Here is an 18,594-nt window from a genome sequence, read left to right as displayed (position 1 = left end):
GCGCAAGCCCGCGGCCCCGGCCCGCCCCGCAGCGGCGGCCCGACCTGCAGCCGCGGCGAGCCCGGGCGCAGCCCCCGGTTCCATCCCGATCGCGGTCCCGATCCCCTTCACCTCGGCCGACGCTCCAACTTCGGGCATGGTCGAGCGCATCAAGGCGGCGGCTTCTGGCAGCGCCGCGGCGTCGGGTCTCGATCCCGCCGCGGTCCAGGCTCTGATCAAGATCACCGAAGAGGTGGTCGAGGCGGTGGTCTGGGAGGTCGTCCCGGACCTGGCCGAAGAGCTCATCAACCAGAAAATCCCCCGCTGAGTCGTCCGTCGACTCGCCGCTAGCGAAGGCTCGCCCCTCTTTGAGGTGCGAGCTTTCGCACGTCATGGCGCCAGCGCGCGGGCCCGGGGAGGGGAGCGAGCCGTGTGCATCGCTACCGCCCCTGTGGCAGGTTCAGCGTCCGATGACGAGTTCGAGCGAGTTCGCCAAGGTCTACGACCCCGCGCAGGTCGAGGCTCCCCTCTACGCCCACTGGCGCGACCAAGGTTACTTCCAGCCGGCCGATGGCGACGCGCCGCACTTCACCGTCGTTTTGCCCCCGCCCAACGTCACGGGCCGCCTGCACATGGGCCACGCCCTGACCGCGACCATCGAGGACACGCTGGTCCGCTGGCACCGCATGCGCGGCCACCGGGCGCTGTGGCTCCCGGGCACGGACCACGCCGGCATCGCCACCCAGGTGATGGTCGAGCGCCAGCTGGCCAAGGAGGGCAAGACCCGCCAGGGCGTGGGTCGGGAGGCCTTCCTCGACAAGGTGTGGGAGTGGAAGGAAGAGCACGGCGGCATCATCGACGAGCAGCACGAGCGCCTCGGCGCCTCGCTGGACTGGAGCCGCTACCGCTTCACCATGGACGAGGTCTCGTCCCGGGCCGTGCGCGAGGCCTTCGTGCGCCTCCACGAGCAGGGCCTGATCTACCGCGACTACCGGCTGATCAACTGGGACCACGGATCTCAGACCGCGCTCTCGGACCTCGAGGTCGAGCACACCGAGACCGACGGCAAGCTGTGGCACATCGCCTACCCCGTCGCCGACTCCGAGACCGGCGAGCGCCTGACCGTCGCGACCACCCGCCCCGAGACCATGCTCGGCGACACGGCCGTGGCGGTGCACCCCGACGACGAGCGCTACCAGCACCTGATCGGCGAGCACATCGAGCTGCCGCTGACCGGCCGGAAGATCCCGATCATCGCCGACGACATCCTGGTCAAGATGGGCTTCGGGACCGGGGCCGTGAAGGTGACCCCGGCCCACGACCCCAACGACTTCGCCACGGGCAAGCGCCACGACCTCGAGCTCATCCAGGTCATCGGCTTCGACAACGAGTTCATCGAGCCCGCGCCCGCGAAGTACGTCGGCCTGACCGTGCAAGCGGCCCGCAAGGCCGTGCTCGCGGACCTCGAGGCCGCGGGCCTGTTGGTCGAGACCAAGGACCACAAGCTCAGCATCGGCCGGAGCCAGCGCTCGGGGGTGATCGTCGAGCCGCTGCCCTCGACGCAGTGGTTCGTCAAGGTCGGGCCCCTGGCCGAGAAGGCCCTGGCCGCGGTCGAGCAGGGCGACACCGTCATCTACCCCCAGCACCGCACCGCCGACTACTACCGGTGGATGGAGAACATCCGCGACTGGTGCATCTCTCGCCAGCTGTGGTGGGGGCACCGGATCCCGGCGTGGCACTGCGAGAGCTGCGGGGCCATCACTGTCGCCCGTGAGGATCCCAGCGCGTGCAGCGAGTGCGGCGGCGCGGACATCCACCAGGACGAGGACGTGCTCGACACCTGGTTCAGCTCGGGCCTGTGGCCGCTGACCACCCTGGGCTGGCCGGCCGAGGACAACGAGCTGCCGCGCTTTTACTCGACCTCGCTGATGGAGACGGGCTGGGACATCCTGTTCTTTTGGGTCGCGCGGATGATGATGTTCGGCCTGCACTTCACCGGCGAGGTGCCCTTCAAGACCATCTTCTTGCACTCCATGGTCCTCGGCGAGGACAAGCGCAAGATGTCCAAGACCAAGGGCAACGTGGTCGATCCGGTCAGCTTGATCGACACCTACGGCACGGACGCGCTGCGCTTTTACCTGTGCACCATGGCCGGGCAGGACGCGGGCATCGTGTTCTCCAAGGCCCGGGTCGAGGGCTACCGGAACTTCTGCAACAAGCTGTGGAACGCCGCCCGCTTCGCGAGCATGAAGCTCGACGGCCTCGAGCTCGAGCGCTGGCGGGCCGAGATCCTCGACGACCCGGCGACCGGCCTCGAGCGCTTGTCGACGGCCGACCGCTGGATCCTCGGGCGCGCCCTGGCCCTGGCGGAGGACTTCGCCCAAAAGCTCGGCGACTGGCGCCTGGACCTGGCCGCCCACGCGGCCTACCAGTTCGTGTGGCACGAGCTGTGCGACTGGTACCTCGAGCTGTCCAAGCGGCGGCTGAGCGCGGACGCGGACCCGGCCGAGCGCCACGCCACCCAGGGCACGCTGGCGACGGTCTTTGACCTGGTGCTGCGCGTGCTCCACCCGATGATCCCCTTCATCACGGAGACCATCTGGCAGCGCCTGCCCCGGCCCGCCGGCTCGGGCGACAGCCTGATGCTCGCGGCCTGGCCGTGCGCGCCTGAAGCGGGCGCGGGCGAGGGCGACGCGCGGACCCTGGCCGGGCCCGTGGCCCAGGTCGGCGCGCTGCTGGCCGACGCCCGCGTGGTCGAGGCCGGCCACGACATCGAGCGGCTCATCGCCGTCGTCACCAACCACCGCATGCTCAAGGCCGAGTCGAAGGTCTCGCCGGCGCAGCCCGTGGACGTGGTCGTGCGCACCGACGACGCCGCGGTCGCGGCCTCCCTGGCCCGCGTGGCCGAGTCGGCGCAGTTCGTCGGCCGGATGAAGTCGCTGACCATCCTCGGCGCCGACGACCAGCTGCCCAAGGCCTGCTCCGTGGCCGTGGTCGGGGGCGTGGAGATCGGCCTGCCCCTCGAGGGCCTGGTCGACCTCGACGAGGAGCGCAAGCGCCTGGGCAAGGAGGTCGCCAAGAAGGAGAAGGCGCTCGGCGGGCTCGAGAAGAAGCTCGGCAACGAAAAGTTCGTGGCCAAGGCGCCGCCCGAGGTGGTCGCCAAGGAGCGCGAGCGCCTCGTCGCGCTCAAGGACAGCCTGGCCAAGCAGCGCGCGCTGCTCGAGCGGATCAGCCAATGAGCCGGGCGGGCTCGGGCTCGGTCTCGGTCTGCTTCGTCTGCTTGGGCAACATCTGTCGGTCGCCCACGGCCGAGGGGGTGTTCCTCGCGCTGGTCGAGGAGGCCGGGCTCGGCGGGGCGATCGCGGTCGACAGCTCGGGCACGGGGGCCTGGCACGCCGGCGAGCGGGCCGACCCGCGCTCCCGGGAAGAGGCGCGGCGCCGGGGCTTCGAGCTGCCCTCGATCGCCCGCCAGGCCGTGGTCGAGGACTTCGAGCGCTTCGACCTGCTGCTGGCCATGGACCGCCGCAACCAGGCGGACCTGCTGGCCCTCGCCCCCGACGAGGCGGCGCGGGCCAAGGTCGTGCTGTTCCGCAGCTTCGACCCCGAGGCGCCCGCGGGCGCGAGCGTGCCCGACCCCTACTACGGCGGCGAGGACGGCTTTAGCGAGGTCTTCGACATCTGCGCCCGGGGCAGCGCCGGCTTGCTCGCGCACCTGCGCGAGGAGTACGGGCTGTGATCCGCGAGCTGTGGGCGCGGGTCGAGGCCACCCTCGGCAGCCCGGTGCGGACGCGGACGATGGTCGGCGGGGGCTCGATCAACGAGGCCCGGGCCCTGCGCCTCGAGGACGGGCGCCGGGCCTTTCTCAAGTTCAAGCTGCGCGCCCCCGAGGGCATGTTCGCCGACGAGGCCCACGGCCTGCGGTGGCTGGCCGAGGGCGTCGCCGCGGGTCAGGCCGCCGAGGGCGTGGGCCTGGTCATCCCCGAGGTCCTGGCCGTGGACCGCTCGGGCGAGTTCCTGTTGCTCGAGGATCTGAGCCCCGACCTGGGCGAGGACAGCTCCGAGGTCGTGCTGTCCCAGATCGAGCACGACGAGCAGCTCGGGTGGGGGCTGGCGGCGCTGCACCGCAGCGCGCCCGCCGGCGCGGGCCCGGGGCTCGAGCGCGACAACTACCTGGCGACCTTGCGCCAGACCAACGCGGCGGCGGGCTCGTGGCCCGAGTTCTACGCGGCGCGCCGGCTCGAGCCGATGTTTCGCGTCGTCGTCGACGCGGGCCTGGCCTCGGAGGCCCTGCGGGCGCGCTTTGACGCGGTGCTGGCTCGCTTGCCCGAGCTGTGCGGACCGAGCGAGCCCCTCGCCCGCCTGCACGGCGATCTGTGGGCCGGCAACGCGATGACCGACGCCCTGGGGCGCCCGGCGCTGGTCGACCCCGCGGTGTACGTCGGCCACCGAGAGGTCGACTTGGCGATGATGCAGCTGTTCGGCGGCTTCTCGCCCCGGGTGTTCGACGCCTACGCGGAGGCCTGGCCCCTCGCGCCAGGGGCCGAGGCGCGCGTCAACCTCTACCAGCTCTACCCGATCCTGGTCCACGTCGCGCTGCTCGGCGCGAGCTACCTCGGTCAGCTCGAGGCCGCGCTGGCGCGCCTGGGCTGAAGCCGGCGACGGCGACGGCGACGGCGACGGCGACGGTAGAGCGCGGCCAGGCCGATCAGGGCGAGGCCCGCCCCTGCGCGGTGAGGGCTGTCGGAGCTCGCGCCGGTCGAGGTGCAGGCGCAGCCCGGCGGCGGGTCGCACAGCGGGAGCTCGGTGGTCTCGGGATCGATGTCTCCGGGCAGGGCCGTCCACTCGAAGGTCGCGGTCTCGATCAGCGCGCCGACGCGGACCTCGACCTCCACGGTGCGCGCCTGGGCTTCGTCGGTGGGCTCGACGCAGCTCGCGCCCAGCTGGAGGATGTCGGCGGACGGCGACGCGGCCGCTCGCTGGTGCCCGCGGGTGACGGTCCAGCTCGTGGGCAGGCCGTAGACGCGGCGGCCCTCGGCGTCGAAGCCCGTGGCCAGCAGCCCGGCGGGTGCGCCCCAGGGCCGGCGGTCGTCGGGGCTCCGGAAGTAGGCCGGGACGAGCTCGAGGCGCTCGACGCTGGCGAGGGGGACGGCCTCGATCGCGGGCAGGGGGAGCTCTTGATCGAAGACGAGCACGCTCGACTCGACGCTGTCTCCCTCGACCAGGGCCCCCTCGATGCGCAGCCGCGGGGTGCCGTCGGGGTTGCGCAGGCGCAGGCTCTCGTCGTGGGGCTCGAGCTCGAGCTGGAGCGAGTCGCTGTCGTGGCGCAGCTCGACGAGGCCGTCGGCGCCAGCCAGGGCGAGGGTCGGGGAGAAGCTAAAGGGGCTGCCGGCGACGACGGGGATCGGGCCCTCGTCGACGCCGCGGAGCTGGCCGAGGGCCTCGGGGAAGGTGAGCGCGGGGCCGGGCGAGAGGCTGCCCGCGAGGTCGTCGTCGCCAAAGGCCCACACCGCGCTGGCTTCGTCGAGGGTGTGGGCGTGGACGGTCCACCGGTCGGGCTCGGCGCCCTGGAACTCCGGCGCGTTGGTGCAGGTGGTGAGGACGGTCAGGATCTCGAGGGTCCCCTCGCCGGGCTCGAGGGCGACGAAGCGCTCGTCCTCGACCGCGGACAGCACCCCGGTGGCCTCGAGGGGGGCGCAGCCCGAGGGGATCCACAGGTCGGGGTTGCTGACGAAGCCCCCGAACTGGGCGGAGAAGGGGCTGTCGACGAGCACGGCCGTGGACCGCTGGGGCTGGTTGGAGCGCAGGCTCGTGGCCACGAGGTAGCGCCCCGCGTCCGAGCGATCGCCATCGTCGCACGCGCTCAGGCTGGCCAGGCACAGAGCCAGGCCCAGGCCCAGAGCCCAGTCCAGACACGCGGCGCGAGAGCGGGGTCTAGCGCGCCGGTTCGCAGCTCGTCGCGGACTCACGGGCTCAGGCTAGCACGAGCCCGCGATTGTCGAGCGCAGCCAGCTGTGGTGCTCTCGACCCGTGCACGCCCCCACGCCGCCGCTGTTGTTCCTGCGTGACGCCGAGCTCTTCGACCCCCAGGCGCGCGGGCGCAAGGACCTGCTGATCGCGGACGCTCGGGTCGCGGCGATCGTCGAGCCGGGCGAGCTCGACGCGCAGCTGAGCGGGCTCGGCAGCGCGCTCGTCGAGACCGTCGAGCTCGACGGCGCCCTGGTCACCCCGGGCCTCGTCGACGCCCACGTGCACGTCACCGGCGGCGGCGGGGAAGGGGGCTACACCTCGCGCGTGCCCTCGCTGACGCTGACCGAGCTCAGCGCCGCCGGGGTGACCTCCGTGGTCGGCTTGCTGGGCACGGACGCGACCACCCGGACCATGCGCGAGCTCGTCGCCCGGACTCTCGCGCTGCGGGAGGAGGGCCTGAGCGCGTGGTGCTGGACGGGCAACTACGAGGTCCCGGTCAAGACCCTCACGGGCTCGGTGCGCGACGACATGGCCTTCGTCGATCCGATCATCGGCGTCGGCGAGCTGGCGATCAGCGACCACCGCTCCTCCCAGCCGAGCTTCGACGAGTTCCTGCGCGTGGCCTCGGACGTGCACGTGGGCGGGATGATCAGCGGCAAGGCCGGGGTGCTGCACTTGCACCTCGGCGACGGCGCGCGGGGCCTCGAGCTCGTGCGCCGGGCCCTCGACGAGACCGAGCTGCCGGCGCGGGTCTTTCACCCCACCCACCTCAACCGGCGGCGCGAGCTGTTCGCCGAGGCCTGCACCCTCGCGGGCGAGCGGGGCGAGCGAGCGCCGGTGATGGACGTGACGGCCTTCCCGGCGGACGACGTGGGCGACGGGCTGTCGGCCGCCGAGGCGATCGCGGCCTGGCTCGGCGCGGGCCTGGACCCCGCCCGCTTGACCTGCTCGTCCGACGGCGGCGGCTGCATGCCGCACTTTGGCGACGACGGCCAGCTCAGCCACTACGGCGTCGGCCAGTCCGCGACCTTGCTCGAGACCCTGCGCGCGCTCACGGGGGAGTTTGGCCGCGGCCTCGCCGAGGTCTTGCCGATGTTCACGGCCAACGTCGCGCAGCAGCTGCGGCTGCGCGGCAAGGGGCGCGTGGCCGTCGGCGCCGACGCGGACTTGCTGGTGCTCCGGGGCGCGCAGGACCTCGAACTCGACGCCGTCCTCGCCCGCGGCCAGTGGATGGTGCGCGCCGGCACAGTCCTGCGGAGGGGGCCCTTCGAGGGGCCCTGATGGGGGAGGCTCGGCCAGGCAGCCGCGGCGGAAGGTGTGGTAGGTAGGGGCCCATGTCCACCGTCCGCGCCTCTCACATCCTGCTCATGTACCAGGGCTCCGCCCGGTCCACGGCCACCCGCAGCAAGGCCGAGGCCGAGCAGCAGATCAACGCGCTCGCCGAGCAGATCCGCGGCGGGGCCGACTTTGGCGATCTGGCCAAGGCCAACTCGGACTGCCCCTCGGGCGCCAAGGGGGGCGACCTGGGCTCCTTCGGCAAGGGCCAGATGGTCAAGCCCTTCGAGGTCGCGGCCTTCGGCATGGACGTGGGCCAGGTCAGCGGCGTGATCGAGACCGACTTCGGCTACCACATCATCAAGCGCACCGGCTGAGCGGGGACGCGACACAGCCCAAAGCAAAGCGCCTCCGAAAGGAGGCGCTTTGCTTTGCTTCGAGCCAGGCGGAAGGGCTGTTCAGCCGGCGACGCCGGGGAGGGGCTCGCCCTCGCGGGCCAGGAAGGTCACCGCGGTCACCGGGCCGCCGTCCTCACCGTCGACGATCGAGGTGAACATCGGGCCGCGCCAGGAGAAGCTGTCGCTGTCCCCAAGCAGCCCGTCCTCGGCGAAGCCGCGGAAGCTGGCGAGGTCGTCGTGGTCGCTCTCGACGCGGCACAGGCTCGCGCTGCACTCGATGGTGGCGACGGCGCTGCGCTCGTCGAGGGTGGCGAAGAAGCTGTCGCGGAGCGCGGCCTCGGTCGGCCGGGACCACGAGGGGTCGTCGCTGCTGTCCTCGAACACCTGCTCGAGGCTGAGCTGCATCTGCTCGGTGCTCGGGGCGGCGGGTGCGGGCGCCTGTTGGCGCTCCTGGTCCATGAGCGCCTCGCCAGAGGCAGGCGCATCGAGGGGGCCGGCTTGGGGGAGCCGCGACGTCGCCCTGCTCGGAGAGGCCGAGAGGGGCCTGCGCTCGCTCCAGTCCAGAGCGCGCTGGCGTTCGCGGGTCTGGGCGCGCTCGGCTGCCAGCGCCTGGCCTCGCTCGTCGAGGGCCTCGCTGTGTGTCTCGAGCTCGGCGAGGCGACGCTCGAGCTCGCGGCTCTGCGGGGTGCCGATCAGGCGGTCGGCCGCGAGGAGGCCCCCGAGGATGAGGGACAGGGCGACGAGGATTCCGGTGCTGAGCTTGGACATGGGGATGTTTGGGTGGCTGGGGAGGGGAAGGGGACGGCGAGGGGCCGTCCCCTGGGAGGTCAGGGCAGGGCGCTCGGGCTCACTGCTCCCACTCGACGGACAGCAAGCTGGCCCCGTCGTCGACCTTGCAGCGCATGTAGGCGGCTCCCTCGTCGCCCACGTAGAGGCTGCCCATGGAGACATCCTCGACGCTGCCGAAGGCGGGCATGCCGGTCCAGCCAGTGGACCAGTAGCCCGAGTTGTTGTCGGTCATCGCCTGGCCGCGACACTCGACGTCGTTGTCGCTGGTGGCTCCCTTGCCGCGGAAGGACAGGGCCTTGCTGCCCGCGCTCTCGACGGCCAGGGGGATGGTGTGGGTGACCCGGCTGCCGCAGTCGTTGGTCAGGGCGGCGTAGGAGAGGCTGGTGCAGGCCGCGTGGGCGCTGTCGTGGAGGGCCGCGTGGCCGCCGATGCGCAGGGCGTGGGCCGTGTCGCTGGCTCCGAACAGGCAGGCGAGGCCGGCGAGGGTGGCGATGGCGAGGGCGGTCTTGGTCTTGGTCTTGGTCGACATGATGAATCCGGTCGGTGCTCGGCGGCGTCGTTGGCCGCGTTTGCCCAGGAGTCGTCGGCCCGCTGTGAATTCATTCGCGCTCGCACTGAGGGTCGCGTCGCGGCGGAGACGTGAAAGGGCGCGCCAGAGCACCTCTCGCGGCTGAATTTGCCGATTTAGGTCGATGGCGTAAGCGATGACGACACGGCCGCTTCGGCCCGAAAGCTCGTCGGCGCGCCGAGCAAGAACCACACGGCGATCACCGCATCCATGATCGCGCAGCCGTGGGAGGAGCTGGCCACGAAGGGCCACAGCGGGTTGCCGTAGAGGTGGTGGACCACGTCCCAGCCGGTGTGCATCGCCCAGGCCACGCCGATCCATCGGATGTCGCGCAGGCCCAGGTAGGCGACGGCCGTGGCCGGGACCACGTAGGCCAGCTCCCACGGCCCGAAGCCGCCGCCGCTGAGGTAGGCCGCCCCGGCCCCGCCGACGAACACGGCGTTGAAGCGCTGGCGCGCGGGCATGGGCACCCGGGACATCAAGGCGATGAACACCAGCCCGGCGAGGGCGGGGCCGAGGTAGTCGAGCACGGTCATGGCGCGAGGCTAGCGAGCGTGGGAGAATCCACCAGTGGCAAGAAAGACAATGTCCGCAGGATTCTCGCCAATGCGTCGGGTCGCCGTCGTCGCCTTCGACGGCGTGGTCCTCGGCGACCTGGGGATCCCCTGCGAGGTGTTCGGGCGCGCCGGCTACGAGCTGCGCGTGTGCAGCCCCGGCGCCCAGGTCCGCGGCCGCCACCTCGCGCTGAGCCCGGCCTACCGCCTGGCCTCGCTGCGGTGGGCGGACACCGTCGTGGTCCCCGGCGTCGAGGACCTCGACCAGCCCCTGCCGCCCGCGCTGCTTCGGGCCTTGGTTGCGGCGGCCGAGCGGGGCGCTCGCGTGGCCTCGATCTGTACGGGCGCCTTCGTGCTCGCGGCCGCCGGCTTGCTCGACGGGCGCCGGGCGACCACGCACTGGCAGGCGGCGGCGGAGCTCGAGCGCCGCTTCCCGGCGATCACCGTGGAGCCCGAGGTGCTCCACGTCGACGGCGGGGACGGTCGCTACAGCTCGGCGGGGGCGGCCGCGGCGTTTGATCTGTGCCTGCACTTGATCCGCCTCGACCGCGGGGCCGAGGCGGCGGCCCGCGTCGCGCGAGCTTGCGTGATGCCCCTCGAGCGCGCCGGCGGTCAGGCGCAGTTCATCGACCACCGCCCCCCGCGGGTGGGCGACGGTTCACTCGCGCAGCTGCTCGCGTGGATCGAGGGCGACCTGACCCGCGATCTCTCCCTCGAGGCCCTCGCGCGGGCGGCGGGGACGAGCCCGCGCACGCTCAGCCGCCGCTTCCGCGAGCAGACCGGGACGACCCCGGCGCGGTGGGTGAACCAGGCCCGGGTCCGTCGCGCCCAGCGTCTGCTCGAGACCACGGGCCTGAGCGTGGAGCAGGTTGCGAGCGAGGCGGGCTTTGGCTCGGCGGCGGTGCTCCGCGCCCGTTTTCGGGACCACGCCGGGACCACGCCGCTGGCCTATCGCCGGGCCTTTCGGGCTCCGTGCCGCGCTGAAGCTCCCAAGTCGACCAAGGCGAAGAAGCCGCTCGGGGGACAGGGGCGAGATGGTGCGGGTTGCGCTGTGCGCACGGGGTCTTGCCCTGAGCGGTGACATCGGCGACACATCGCGTCTCCATGCCTGCCAAGGTTCCAGACTCCCACCGCCGCGGGTGGATCGTCCCCGTGGGCGGCGCCGAGGACAAGGACAGCAACCCCGTCATCCTCGAGCGCTTCATCGCGGTCTGCGGCGGGGCCGAGTCCCGCATCGCGGTCATCCCCACGGCCTCGCGCCTCGACGACACCGGCGAGCGCTACGTCCGACTGTTCACCGAGCTCGGGGCCGGCCACGCGGCCTCGCTCGAGTACAAAGAGCGCGAGGACGCCGCGCGCCCGGACTGGCTGGCCTACCTGCGCGAGGCCACGGGCGTGTTCCTCACCGGCGGCAACCAGCTGCGCATCTCGACGATCCTGGGCGGCACCGACGTGGCCCGGACGATCCGCACCGCCAACGCCCGGGGCGTGCCCGTGGGCGGGACCTCGGCCGGGGCGGCGATCCTCAGCGAGCACATGATCGCCTTCGGCCGGTCCGGCGCGACCCCGCGGGCCGGGATGGTCTCTTTGGCCCCGGGCCTCGGCTTGACCAACCGCGTGGTCATCGACCAACACTTTCGCCAGCGCGACCGCATCGGTCGGCTGCTCGCGGCCCTGGCCTACAACCCCTTCGCCGTCGGCGTCGGCCTCGACGAGGACACCGCGGCCTTCATCAACGCCGACGACGTCGTCGAGGTCTGCGGCAGCGGAGCGATCACGGTCGTCGACGCCAGCCACATCGAGCACTCGTCCATGGACGAGGCCAGCGAGGGCGACAGCATCTGCATGACGGGGATCCGCCTGCACGTGCTCACCGAGGGCGGGCGCTTCGACCTGCACCGGCGCATCGCCACGCCGCCCGGGCGCGAGCCCGTCGACTGACGGGCTGAGCGGCACGCAAGACCCCTGAAGACCCGGCCAGCGGCGCCGGGCTGAACGGTCTTTGGATCGGCTTGGGTCGGGCAGCAGCGCGCGCCCCCGGGCGAATCTTCGCGGGAATGTCGACATCGAGGACTCGACGCAGTGGCCGTTGCGCAGGCATGCTGCGCGGGTCGGTGTCGACATGAAGATCCTCGAGCAACGCATCTACCGCGGCCCCAACCTCTACGCCCACTTCCCGGTCATCCGCCTGCGCCTCGACCTCGGCGAGCTCGAGCAGTGGCCGAGCGACAAGATCCCCGGCTTCGTCGACGGCCTGGTCGCGGCGCTCCCGAGCCTCGATCAGCACGGCTGCTCCTACGGCCACGAGGGCGGCTTCGTCAAGCGCCTGCGCGAGGGCACGTGGATGGGCCACATCCTCGAGCACGCCGCCCTGGAGATCCAGAGCCTCGCGGGCGCCGGGGTGACCTTCGGCAAGACCCGCGGCGTGGGCGAACAGGGCGTCTACCACGTCATCTACCAGTACGCCGAGGAGCGCGTGGGCGAGGCCGCGGGCAAGCTGGCGCTGCGCCTGCTGCACTCGCTGCTGCCCGAGAAGCTCCAGCCTGAGGACGCCAAGAAGGACGCCGACTTCGACTTCGCCGCCGAGCTCGAGGACCTCATCGGCTACGCCCAGCGCCGCCAGCTCGGGCCCTCGACGGCCTCGCTGGTCCGCGCGGCCGAACAGCGCGACATCCCCTGGCTGCGCCTCAACGACTACTCGCTGGTGCAGTTCGGCCACGGCCGCTACCAAAAGCGGATCCAGGCCACGGTGACCTCGGAGACCCGGCACATCGCCGTCGAGATCGCGTCGGACAAGGAGGAGACCAACCAGATCCTCGCCGACCTCGGCCTGCCCGTGCCGCGCCAGTACCTGGTGCGCAGCGCCGAGCGGGCCGCGACGGTCGCCCGGCGCCTGGGCTACCCCGTGGTCGTCAAGCCCCTCAACGCCAACCACGGCCGCGGCGTGTCCATCAACCTCGGCGACGCCGAGGCGGTGCGCGTGGCCTTCGACAAGGCCCGGGAGCACTCGCGCACGGTCATCGTCGAGACCTACATCGAGGGCTTCGACCACCGCATGCTGGTCGTCGACGGCAAGCTCGTCGCCGTGGCCAAGCGCGTGCCCGGGCACGTCGTCGGCGACGGCGAGCACAGCGTCGAGGAGCTGGTCGCGATCATCAACGCCGACCCGCGCCGCGGCATCGGCCACGAGAAGGTGCTGACCCGCATCGAGCTCGACCACCAGGCCACGCGCCTGCTCGAGCTCGCCGGCAAGTCGAAGGACACCGTGCTCGAGGCCGGCGAGGTGTTCTACCTGCGCTCGACGGGCAACCTGTCCACGGGCGGCACGGCCGTCGACCAGACCGACGTGGTCCACCCCGACAACCGCGAGATGGCCCAGCGCGCGGCCCAGGCCATCGGCCTCGACGTCGCCGGCATCGACTTCATCACCCCGGACATCTCCCGCTCCTTCCGCGAGGTCGGCGGGGCCATCTGCGAGGTCAACGCGGCGCCGGGCTTCCGCATGCACGTCGCGCCCACCGAGGGCACGCCCCGCGACGTCGCCGGCCCGGTCATGGACATGCTGTTCGAGCCCGGCGCGCCCACGCGCATCCCCATCGCCTCGGTGACCGGGACCAACGGCAAGACCACGGTCAGCCGCATGCTCGCCCACATCCTCAAGATGTCGGGCAAGACCGTGGGCCTGACGACCACCGACGGCGTCTACATCGACGGCGAGCGCACGGTGTCCGGGGACATGACCGGCCCGGTCTCGGCGCGCATGGTCCTGCGCGACCCCAGCGTCGACGCGGCCGTGCTCGAGACGGCGCGGGGCGGGCTGCTGCGCGCGGGCCTGGGCTACCGGGCCAACAACGTGGGCGCGGTGCTCAACGTCCAGGCCGACCACCTCGGCCTCGGGGGCATCGACACCATCGAGCAGCTCGCGGCGGTCAAGCGCATCGTCGTCGAGGTCAGCCGGGACTGCGCGGTGCTCAACGCCGACGACGAGCAGTGCCTCAAGATGGCCGACTACACCAAGGCCGAGCGCATCGCCTACGTGACCCGCAACCCCAAGCACGCGCTGGTCCGCGAGCACATCCGCGCCGGCGGGGCGGCCTGCGTGCTCGAGGAGGGCATCAACGGCCAGATGATCACCCTCTACGACCGGGGCAGCCACATCCCGCTGCTGTGGACCCACCTGATCCCCGCGACCCTCGAGGGCAAGGCGCTGTTCAACGTGCAAAACGCGATGTTCGCCGCGCTCATGGCCCGGGTCATGAAGGTCAAGATCGACAACATCCGCGTGGGCCTGCGGACCTTCGACACGACCTTCTTCCAGGCCCCGGGCCGGCTCAACGTGTTCGACGACCTGCCCTTCAAGGTCATCCTCGACTACGGCCACAACCCGGCCGCGGTCGGGGCCATGGCCGAGACCGCGGCGAGCATGGAGGTCAACGGCCGGCGGCTGTGCGTGCTCGCGGCCCCGGGCGACCGCCGCGACGAGGACATCGTCGCCATCGCCAAGCAGGCCGCGCCGCACTTCGACGCCTTCATCGTCCGCCGCGACGACTCCCTGCGCGGGCGCAAGGTCGGCGAGGTCACGGGCATCTTGATGGGCGCGCTGATCGGCGCCGGGGTCAGCCCGTCCAAGGTCGAGGTCATCGAGGACGAGCAGGCCGCGATCCAGGCCGCCCTCGAGCGCGGCGAGCGGGGCGACCTGCTGGTGATCTTCGGCGACAACATCTCGCGCTGCTGGAAGCAGATCGTGCACTTCAACGACGCGAGCGCGGACGAGGGCGAGGTCCGCTCGACCATCGGGGATCTGGCTTCGGAGGTCTCGATCGTCGACGAGACGCCGCTGCCGTCGAGCTCGGGCCTGGTCGCCGGCCCCGAGAGCCGCGACGACGACGAGATCGAGCCGGTCAAGGATGACCGCAGCCGGGCCACGGTCGTCGGGGGCAAGGACGTGATCGTCGACGAGCGCGGCGTTCGCCTGGCCCGCGAGGAGAACGACTAGCGGTGGAGCTCGTCGACTCGCGCCGTCTGACGGGCCCCAACATCCACGCGACGGAGGCGGGCGCGGTCGCGGAGGTCCGCCTCGGCGACGCGCCGGCCGAGCCCTTCATCGCCCGCTGGCGCGCGGCGGTCGAGGAGGCCCTCGACGGCCTCGCGGCGCGGGGTCAGGACTGGCGCCGCGAGCTCGCCGCTGGCGGCCACCCGCTCATCGTGGGCGCGCGCAGCTTCGTCGACGCCGAGGGCTCCGCGGGCGCACAGCTCATGCTCTCGGCCCCCGTCGATCGCCTCTACGTCGCGACCGAGGTCAACGAGTGGGCCATCGCGGCCGTCGCTGGTGAGGATCCGGCGTTCGACCTCGACGCCCTCGCCGAGCGAGCCGCGGCGGAGGCCCGCGAGCGCCTCGGCGCCATGGAGCTGATCGCGGCCGCCCGCGCCCGCGGCCTGCCCTGGCTGCTCGACGACGACTGCCTGTCCCTGGGCTACTACGCGGGCGTTCGCAGCCTCCGCTTCGAGGACCACCCCGAGGGCCTGCCGGCGCCCGGTGAGCTCGACTGGTCGGGGCTGGCCGGCGGCGCGCTGGCGGTGATCACCGGGACCAACGGCAAGACCACGACGACGCGCATGTTGACCCGCATCGCCAAGGGCGCGGGGCATCGGGTCGGCAACACCTCGACGGACGGCCTGTTCATCGACGAGCGCCTCGTCGACGCCGGGGACTGGACCGGCCCGGGCGGGGCGCGGACCTTGCTGCGCGATCCTTCGGTGAGCCTCGCGGTGCTCGAGGCCGCCCGGGGCGGGCTGCTGCGTCGAGGGCTCGGGGTCCGGCGCTGCGACGTCTCGGTGATCACCAACGTCGACCGCGACCACCTCGGCGAGTACGGCGTCTTCGACCTCGAGGGCATGGCCGCGGCCAAGGGGGTCATCGCCCACGCGACCCTCGGCGGCGGGCGCATCGTGCTCGGGGCGGACAGCGAGGCGCTCGTGGCCTGGGCGCGACGCACCGCGCTCCCGGCCCCGGTGGTGTGGTTCTCGCCGGCCCTCGACAACCCGGTGCTCGTCGAGCACCGCGCCCGCGGGGGCACGAGCTGGAGCGTGCGCGGAGGGGCGCTCACGCGCTTCGAGGGCGAGGTCGGCGAGGCCGTCATGCCCGTCGCCGACATCCCGGCGTGCTTCGGCGGCCGCGCCCGACACAACGTCGCCAACGCCCTCGCGGCCGCGGCCGCGGCCACCGCGCTGGGCATGGGCCCCGAGGCCGTCGCGGCGGGCCTGCGCGACTTTGGTCGGCGGCCCGAGGACAACCCCGGGCGGGCGCACCTTTGGTCCGTGCCCCTCGATCCCGAGCGTCCGGAGGCGGGGGCGGCCCGCTTGCTCGTCGACTTCGCCCACAACGACGCCGGGCTCTCGGCCCTCGCCGAGCTCGTCGCCGGGCTGAGCGAGGGGGGCGCGGCCCCGGTGATCTGCTTTGGCATGGCGGGGGATCGCAGCGACGCCGATCTGCTCCTCCTCGGCGCCGCGCTGCGCCGCTACCAACCCCGCGTGGTGGTGCTGCGCGAGCAGACCGAGTACCTCCGCGGCCGGGCCGCGGGCGAGGTCCCCGAGCAGCTCGCCGCGGGCTTTCGCGGCGCCGGAGATGGTGAAACGCCCATCGAGTTCGCCGCCGACGAGCCGAGCTCCGTGGACCGGGCGCTGGCGCACTGCGGGGATGGGGACCTCGTCGTCTTGCTCGTGCACACCGAGCGCGCGGCCCTGCGCGAGTGGCTGTCGCGGCGTGGCGCTCGCTGATTGCGTGTCTGATTCAGGAGTGGCGCAGGCCTCGGCGAGGCCCTGGCGAGGCTTTTTGCCGCGATCCATGAATTGTTTCACCGAGCCGTGGACACTTCGCGGACTCATGACACTTTCGAGGAGAGGCACCATGAGCGGCGAGACGAAATTTCTGGACGGCTACGGCCTCGCGGCCCTGGCTCTGATCGCGATCATGGCGACCGGTGTCTTGCCCTGGCAAGACAGCGTGATCCTCCATACCGCGGCGCGCGTGCTGGGCCTCGAGATGCCCACGACGGGCTGCGGCGACATTGAGGATCCGGCGGACGCCAAGGCGCTGCCGGGGGTCGAAGGCGAGCGCGACCGACCGGTTTCGAGCTGAGGGGCTCCCGAGTCAGATTGGCTTCCAGGCCCGCAGGAGCGGGCTCTGAGCCAGCAATTTCCAGCCGTCACCGCGCATTGCGGTGGCGGCTGCGCAGTTTTCGCTGGTACAAGCGAGCCATGTCGCAGATTCGAGTCGTCGAGTTCAACGCCTTGCCCAAGGCCACGCGGGAGCGCTTCGTCGCGTCCGCGAGCGGCCAGGCCGAGCCTGGGCCGGTCTTCGAGGACACGAACTCTCCCGGCTGGGGAGCCGTCGGCTGGTTCATCGTCCTGGCCATGGGCGCCGGCACGCTCTACGGCGTGAGCACGGCGAGCTTCGGCGAGGGCGTCGACGGCCCGGGCTTCATCGCCCTCTACGCGATCGGGGCCGTTTTGGTCCTGGGTGGATTCCTGGCGATGATCCGCTCGATCGTCACGGCCAAGAACATGCCCTACAAGCTGGGCACCTACCTGTTCCCCGTGGACATCGTGACCGCCGAGGACGACGTGCTGAGCATCCAGCCGCTGTCCGAGGTCAGCCACGTCAACGTCATCCACAACCACGAGAACGGGGCCTACCAAAACTCGACGCTGCGCCTGGTGTTCTCCAGCGGGCTGCAGCAGGAGCTGACCATCTTTGGCCAGACCGAGGCTCAGAACGTCGCCCACCAGATGCACCAGTGGCGGGTCCGCGCCGCCCAGATCGTCGAGAGCGGGGACTACGGACAGTTCGCCGCCCTCGATCCCTTCTTCGAGGCGCGCGCCGGCGACTGGGACATGATCTGCGCGACCAAGAACGCCAAGGTCAGCGACGGCGGGCCCGCGGCCAAGGCCAGCCCGGCGCTGCTGCAAAAGGCCTGGCTCATCGGGCTCATCGTCGGCGCCTTGCTCGGCGGCGGGAGCTGGTACCTGCGCAACACCATGAGCGACGACGCCATGTTCGAGGCCGTCAAGGACACCAACGACACCTACCTGCTCAACGACTACGTCTACGCCGGCTGCACGCGCCACCTCGACGAGGTCCAGAACGTGCTCATCCCCAAGGCCGAGTTCGAGGAGGCCAAGGCCGAGGGCTCGGTCACGGCGCTGCGCCAGTTCATCGAGACCCACCCCGGCTCGGTCCACGAGCCCGACGCCCGGGCGGCCATCCACGAGCTCTTCGCCAAGGCCCTCGCCGACTTCCAGGCCACGGCCTCGGACGCGAACCCGAACATCCTGACCACGGTCACGGCCATGCTCAACTGGCTCGAGGCCGCCGACTCGCCCCCGGTCGCGGTCCGCTTCCGGGCCCCGGACCCGAGCATCCTCCACGACGTCGACGAGGTCGTGAAGTCCATGACCCTCGAGGAGACCGGCGGCCTGCCGATCGCCGCGATCTCGCCCAGCTTTGACGACCAGCGCACGCGGGTGCGCGAGTCCTACATCGTCAACGAGCTCGAGGCCGGCTTCCTGCGCGTCATCCCGGCCGACATCCTCGACCTCGAGCTCGGCGAGCGCATCCCCGAGGACCTCGACCTCGAGGCCAACCGCCCCGACGCGCCGACCATCGCCGTCGCCTACACCGTCGACGCCTCGGGCTCGATCTACGCCAACGAGCTCAACACTCAAGGCTACGTCGGCATCGAGATCTACTTCATCGTCAGCATGCTGATCCCCGGCACCGACGGCGCCGAGCCGCCGCCGACCCTGACCTTCGTCCTCGACGTCGAGCCGCCCTCGGAGTTCTCCGTGTCGACCGACGGCATCGCTCTGACCCCGAGCGACTTCCTGGTCTACGACGTCATGGCCAAGAAGGCCTTCGAGAACCTCTCGACCTCGCTCAAGGGCGCGTTCTTCTCGACCGGCGACGCGAGCTCCCTGCAGATCGTGACCGGCGAGATTCCCGAGCTGCCGGCCCTCGACCTGGCCGAAGGCGAAGAGGCCGGCGAAGAGGATTGAGCCTGGGGTC

General features: G+C 71.9%; 15 protein-coding genes and 1 pseudogene. 12 read left to right on the top strand and 4 right to left on the bottom strand.

All coding sequences use genetic code 11. The features are described 5' to 3' along the window. The 4 genes and pseudogenes from PPSIR1_RS50605 to PPSIR1_RS38690 all read left to right on the top strand — a co-directional run. Window positions 1-307: pseudogene (locus PPSIR1_RS50605) on the top strand (hypothetical protein); the annotation flags it as partial. A gap of 142 nt (window positions 308-449) precedes the next feature. Continuing rightward, window positions 450-3,218 (top strand): valine--tRNA ligase, encoded by a 2,769-nt coding sequence (locus tag PPSIR1_RS38700; protein ID WP_006976750.1) that lies wholly within the window; start codon window positions 450-452, stop codon window positions 3,216-3,218. Continuing rightward, complete coding sequence (locus tag PPSIR1_RS38695) at window positions 3,215-3,715, top strand: low molecular weight protein-tyrosine-phosphatase (RefSeq protein WP_006976749.1); 501 nt, start codon at window positions 3,215-3,217, stop codon at window positions 3,713-3,715. The genes PPSIR1_RS38700 and PPSIR1_RS38695 overlap by 4 nt, the downstream gene beginning before the upstream one ends. Next, the gene (locus tag PPSIR1_RS38690; RefSeq protein WP_006976748.1) at window positions 3,712-4,629 is read left to right on the top strand and encodes a fructosamine kinase family protein; all 918 of its coding nucleotides are present in this window, start codon (window positions 3,712-3,714) and stop codon (window positions 4,627-4,629) included. Before PPSIR1_RS38695 ends, PPSIR1_RS38690 begins: the two co-directional genes overlap by 4 nt. Here PPSIR1_RS38690 and PPSIR1_RS38685 read toward each other — a convergent pair. Further along, entirely contained in the window at window positions 4,596-5,945 is a 1,350-nt protein-coding gene (locus PPSIR1_RS38685; RefSeq protein ID WP_157596423.1) for an LPXTG cell wall anchor domain-containing protein, read from the bottom strand. The genes PPSIR1_RS38690 and PPSIR1_RS38685 overlap by 34 nt on opposite strands. Window positions 5,946-6,006: 61 nt before the next feature. Between PPSIR1_RS38685 and iadA the strand changes: the two genes are divergently transcribed. Further along, window positions 6,007-7,227, top strand: coding sequence for a beta-aspartyl-peptidase (iadA, locus tag PPSIR1_RS38680; protein ID WP_006976746.1), 1,221 nt, complete (start codon window positions 6,007-6,009; stop codon window positions 7,225-7,227). Between the two features lie 53 nt (window positions 7,228-7,280). After that, complete coding sequence (locus PPSIR1_RS38675) at window positions 7,281-7,598, top strand: peptidylprolyl isomerase (RefSeq protein WP_006976745.1); 318 nt, start codon at window positions 7,281-7,283, stop codon at window positions 7,596-7,598. Between the two features lie 81 nt (window positions 7,599-7,679). Here PPSIR1_RS38675 and PPSIR1_RS38670 read toward each other — a convergent pair whose 3' ends face one another. From PPSIR1_RS38670 to PPSIR1_RS38660, 3 genes are all read right to left on the bottom strand, one after another. Next, window positions 7,680-8,387: a hypothetical protein gene (locus PPSIR1_RS38670; RefSeq protein WP_006976744.1), complete on the bottom strand. Its 708-nt coding sequence runs from the start codon at window positions 8,385-8,387 to the stop codon at window positions 7,680-7,682. A gap of 79 nt (window positions 8,388-8,466) precedes the next feature. Next, a complete protein-coding gene (locus tag PPSIR1_RS38665; protein ID WP_006976743.1) occupies window positions 8,467-8,937 on the bottom strand; it encodes a hypothetical protein in 471 nt (156 codons plus the stop codon). 155 nt (window positions 8,938-9,092) lie between these two features. Next, window positions 9,093-9,512, bottom strand: coding sequence for a DUF6010 family protein (locus PPSIR1_RS38660; RefSeq protein ID WP_006976742.1), 420 nt, complete (start codon window positions 9,510-9,512; stop codon window positions 9,093-9,095). Between the two features lie 70 nt (window positions 9,513-9,582). Between PPSIR1_RS38660 and PPSIR1_RS38655 the strand changes: the two genes are divergently transcribed. From PPSIR1_RS38655 to PPSIR1_RS38630, 6 genes are all read left to right on the top strand, one after another. After that, the gene (locus PPSIR1_RS38655) at window positions 9,583-10,611 is read left to right on the top strand and encodes a GlxA family transcriptional regulator (protein ID WP_006976741.1); all 1,029 of its coding nucleotides are present in this window, start codon (window positions 9,583-9,585) and stop codon (window positions 10,609-10,611) included. Between the two features lie 23 nt (window positions 10,612-10,634). After that, window positions 10,635-11,471 (top strand): cyanophycinase, encoded by an 837-nt coding sequence (locus tag PPSIR1_RS38650; protein ID WP_045117612.1) that lies wholly within the window; start codon window positions 10,635-10,637, stop codon window positions 11,469-11,471. 181 nt (window positions 11,472-11,652) lie between these two features. Beyond that, window positions 11,653-14,526, top strand: coding sequence for a cyanophycin synthetase (gene cphA / locus PPSIR1_RS38645; RefSeq protein WP_006976739.1), 2,874 nt, complete (start codon window positions 11,653-11,655; stop codon window positions 14,524-14,526). 2 nt (window positions 14,527-14,528) lie between these two features. Further along, window positions 14,529-16,307, top strand: coding sequence for a Mur ligase family protein (locus PPSIR1_RS38640; protein ID WP_006976738.1), 1,779 nt, complete (start codon window positions 14,529-14,531; stop codon window positions 16,305-16,307). A 130-nt stretch (window positions 16,308-16,437) separates the two neighbouring features. Then, window positions 16,438-16,668, top strand: a complete 231-nt coding sequence (locus PPSIR1_RS38635; RefSeq protein ID WP_006976737.1) for a hypothetical protein — start codon at window positions 16,438-16,440, stop codon at window positions 16,666-16,668. Between the two features lie 119 nt (window positions 16,669-16,787). Beyond that, the gene (locus PPSIR1_RS38630) at window positions 16,788-18,584 is read left to right on the top strand and encodes a hypothetical protein (RefSeq protein ID WP_006976736.1); all 1,797 of its coding nucleotides are present in this window, start codon (window positions 16,788-16,790) and stop codon (window positions 18,582-18,584) included. Window positions 18,585-18,594: the final 10 nt, after the last annotated feature.

This window comes from Plesiocystis pacifica SIR-1, assembly GCF_000170895.1.
In the GTDB taxonomy this organism is placed as follows: Bacteria; Myxococcota_A; Polyangia; order Nannocystales; family Nannocystaceae; genus Plesiocystis; species Plesiocystis pacifica.
Note: the sequence above shows the minus strand (reverse complement) of the source record. Positions and strands in the feature narration are given on the sequence as shown.

Bases quoted from the DNA above. Each gene is read 5' to 3' on its own strand.
- PPSIR1_RS38700 (WP_006976750.1), top strand. From the start codon at position 450: ATGACGAGTTCGAGCGAGTTCGCCAAGGTCTACGACCCCGCGCAGGTC.
- PPSIR1_RS38695 (WP_006976749.1), top strand. From the start codon at position 3,215: ATGAGCCGGGCGGGCTCGGGCTCGGTCTCGGTCTGCTTCGTCTGCTTG.
- PPSIR1_RS38675 (WP_006976745.1), top strand. From the start codon at position 7,281: ATGTCCACCGTCCGCGCCTCTCACATCCTGCTCATGTACCAGGGCTCC.
- PPSIR1_RS38670 (WP_006976744.1), bottom strand. From the start codon at position 8,387: ATGTCCAAGCTCAGCACCGGAATCCTCGTCGCCCTGTCCCTCATCCTC.
- PPSIR1_RS38665 (WP_006976743.1), bottom strand. From the start codon at position 8,937: ATGTCGACCAAGACCAAGACCAAGACCGCCCTCGCCATCGCCACCCTC.
- PPSIR1_RS38660 (WP_006976742.1), bottom strand. From the start codon at position 9,512: ATGACCGTGCTCGACTACCTCGGCCCCGCCCTCGCCGGGCTGGTGTTC.
- PPSIR1_RS38655 (WP_006976741.1), top strand. From the start codon at position 9,583: ATGCGTCGGGTCGCCGTCGTCGCCTTCGACGGCGTGGTCCTCGGCGAC.
- PPSIR1_RS38650 (WP_045117612.1), top strand. From the start codon at position 10,635: ATGCCTGCCAAGGTTCCAGACTCCCACCGCCGCGGGTGGATCGTCCCC.
- cphA (WP_006976739.1), top strand. From the start codon at position 11,653: ATGAAGATCCTCGAGCAACGCATCTACCGCGGCCCCAACCTCTACGCC.
- PPSIR1_RS38635 (WP_006976737.1), top strand. From the start codon at position 16,438: ATGAGCGGCGAGACGAAATTTCTGGACGGCTACGGCCTCGCGGCCCTG.
- PPSIR1_RS38630 (WP_006976736.1), top strand. From the start codon at position 16,788: ATGTCGCAGATTCGAGTCGTCGAGTTCAACGCCTTGCCCAAGGCCACG.